Consider the following 2,994-nt stretch of genomic DNA (forward strand, 5'->3'; position numbering starts at 1 on the left):
CAGGTAAGGGTGCTGGATGCCCTCGACCTTGGATGTCACCTGCTGGTAGAGCACGTTCTGCGCATAGAGCGCATTGAGGATATGCACCGCCCCCTGCAAGGCGTCGATGCCGGTGTCGGGAATGGCGGCGTGCGCCATTTTGCCGTGCACCGTGACCTCCATTTGCAGGCAGCCGTTGTGCGCGGTGACGACTTCGTAGGAAAAGCCCGCCGCAATCAGCAGGTCGGGTTTGGTCAGGCCCTTTTTGAGCAGCCACCCCGGGCCCATCTCGCCGCCGAATTCTTCGTCGTAGGTGAAGTGCAGCTCGACGCTGCCTTTGAGCGGCGCGCCCAGTGATTCGAGCGCGCGCACTGCAAAGGTGAAGCTGGCGAAGTCGCATTTGCTGACGGCCGAGGCGCGGCCATAAATCTTGCCGCCTTCAATCTCGCCGCCATAGGGGTCCTTGGTCCAGCCTTCGCCGGGCGGCACCACGTCGCCGTGGGCATTGAGGGCAATGGTTTTGCCTTTGCCCTTTCCCTCGCCACTACCGCCGTACTTGCGGCGCACGATCAGGTTGGTGATGGACTCCATGCCGTAGCCGCGCACTTCGGCTTCGGGCACCGGGTGCTTTTCAGCCTCAAAGCCAAAGGCCTTGATGAGTTCAGCCGTGCGCTCGGCATGTGGCGCGTTGTTGCCCGGCGGCGTGTCGGTGGGCACACGGATGAGCTGCTGCAGGAATGCCGTTTCCTCGTCGAAATGGGCGTCGATCCAGCTGTCGAGCTGGGCGTAGTCGGTGGTGAGGGTCATTGTTGTTCAGGGGAAAGATGGGTGAGCAGATGCGCCAGGGCCTGGATCGCAAGGTCAATGTCGTCGCTGGTCGTGCTTTCCAGCGGGTTGTGGCTGATGCCAGAGTTTTGCCCGCGCACAAAGAGCATGGCCTGAGGCATCACCTTGTGCAGCTTCATCGCGTCGTGGCCGGCGCCGCTGGGCATGCGATAGAGGGGCACGCCCAGGCTTTGCACCGCGGCCTCCCAGCGCTGCTGCCAGGCCGGTGCGCTGGGCGCGGCGGCGGCGCGTTCGGTCAGCTCGGTGGTGAAATGCACGCCGCGGCGGTCGCAGATGTTTTTGAGCTCGGCCAGCACGTCGGCTACCAGCGCGTCGCGCTGTGCATCGATGGGCGCGCGCAGGTCGAGCGAAAAGAGGCAGCGCCCGGGTACCACGTTGATGGAGCCGCTGGGTACCTGCAGCATGCCGACCGTGCCGACGGAATTACCGTCCTGTGCCGCGCGCCGCTCCACATACAGCAGCAGCTCGGCCGCGGCCGCTGCAGCGTCACGGCGGCGGGTCATGGGCGTGGTGCCCGCATGGCTGGCCATGCCGGTGATCTCGCACAGGTAGCGCACATTGCCGTTGATGGAGGTCACGATGCCCAGGGGCAGGTCGAGCTCGTTAAGTACCGGGCCTTGCTCAATGTGCACTTCAATAAACCCGAGGTAGCTGTCCGCGCCACGTTTGATGTTCGTGATGTCTTCGGGCTTGAGGCCGGCGTTGTGCATGGCCTCGCGCATGGTGATGCCGTCCGCGTCTTTCTGGTCCAGCCATTCGGGCTTGAAGTCGCCGATCAGTGCGCCTGATCCCAAAAAAGTGGCCTTGTAGCGCTGACCTTCTTCTTCGGCAAAACCGACGACTTCAAAGTTGAAGGGCAGGCGCTTGCCCTGGCGATGCAACTCGCGCACGCAGGCCATGGGCACGAAGATGCCAAGCCGGCCATCGTACTTGCCGCCGTTGCGCACGGTGTCGTAATGGCTACCGGTGAGCAGGGTCTTGGCATTGGGCGTGGCCGCCTTGTAAATGCCGACGACATTGCCCACCGCATCAATCGTCACCTCGTCAAACCCGCACTCACGCATGGCGCTGCTGATGAATGCCGCGCAGGCGCGGTGCGCATCGGTAAGGTAGGTCACGGTGAGCTGGCCTTTTTCAAGGTAGCCGGGGTCGCTGTACTGCGACATTGTTTCGTGCCAGTCCCATACGTTGTTGCCCAGGGTGGGCACGGCGGCGAACTTGTCATTGAGCCGCAGTTCCACCACGCGGTGGATGTTGCGCAGGTTTTCCTGGAGCTCGAAATCAGGGTGGTTCTGCAGTCGGCGGGTGAAGGTCTCGATGATCTGATGCTTGCTCAAACCGTCGCCGCGCGGGCCGCGCACCGCCAGGATGAAAGGAAAGCCGAACTTCGCGTTGTAGTCGGCATTGAGTTTTTGCAGGGTGGCGAACTCTTCGGGTGTGCAGTCGGTCAGGCCGGCCTTGCCCTGCTCATTCGTTGATTCGGCGGTAAGGCTTTTGCTGACCATGGCTTTGCCGGCCAGCTCGGGGTGGGCCTGGATGAGCTTGACCTGCGTGTCCCTGCCGGCCTCGCGCAGCACCTGCGCCATGGCGTGCTTCAGGTGGGCAAGCGACTGGAAAGGGCGGGCGTCCAGCGCCTTGTCGGCAATCCAGGGGGAATGCTCATAGAGGCCGTCGAGCAGTTGCAGCGCTTCTGCGCGCGATACGGCATTGACTTGTTCAAGCGTGAGGGCCATGTTCAGCTTTCCTGCCGGGGCATGTAAGGATGGTTGGCCTGCCAGTGCCGCGCAATGTCGATGCGGCGGCAGATCCAGACGCGCTCGTGCTTTTGCACATGGTCCAGAAAACGCTGCAGCGCCACAATGCGGCCCGGCCGGCCGAGCAGGCGGCAGTGCATGCCGATGCTCAGCATCTTGGGTGAGGCGCTGCCTTCGGCATACAGCGCATCAAAGCTGTCGCGCAGGTAGATGAAGAAATCTTCGGCCTGCGAGAAGCCTTGCGGCAGCGCAAAGCGCATGTCGTTGGTGTCCAGCGTGTAGGGCACCACCAGGCGCGGCACGACCTGGCCGTCGGTGCGTTTCACCTCGGTCCAGAAGGGCAGGTCGTCGCCGTAGTAGTCGCTGTCGTATTCGAGCCGGCCGTCGTCGGCCACCAGGCGGCGTGTATTGGGGC

Annotated in this window: 2 protein-coding genes and 1 pseudogene; all 3 read right to left on the minus strand. The window is 63.3% G+C overall.

Annotated elements, in window-relative coordinates; translation table 11 throughout:
• Nucleotides 1-786: M20/M25/M40 family metallo-hydrolase (locus AC1D0Z_RS18675; protein ID WP_477659691.1), on the minus strand; the 786-nt coding region annotated here is incomplete at its 3' end.
• Entirely contained in the window at nt 783-2,558 is a 1,776-nt protein-coding gene (gene uraD, locus AC1D0Z_RS18680) for a 2-oxo-4-hydroxy-4-carboxy-5-ureidoimidazoline decarboxylase (RefSeq protein WP_477659692.1), read from the minus strand. The genes AC1D0Z_RS18675 and uraD, both read right to left, overlap by 4 nt.
• Nucleotides 2,559-2,560: 2 nt before the next feature.
• Nucleotides 2,561-2,994: pseudogene (locus AC1D0Z_RS18685) on the minus strand (allantoinase); the annotation flags it as partial.

The sequence above is a fragment of the Polaromonas sp. P1_E3 genome (genome assembly GCF_056405935.1).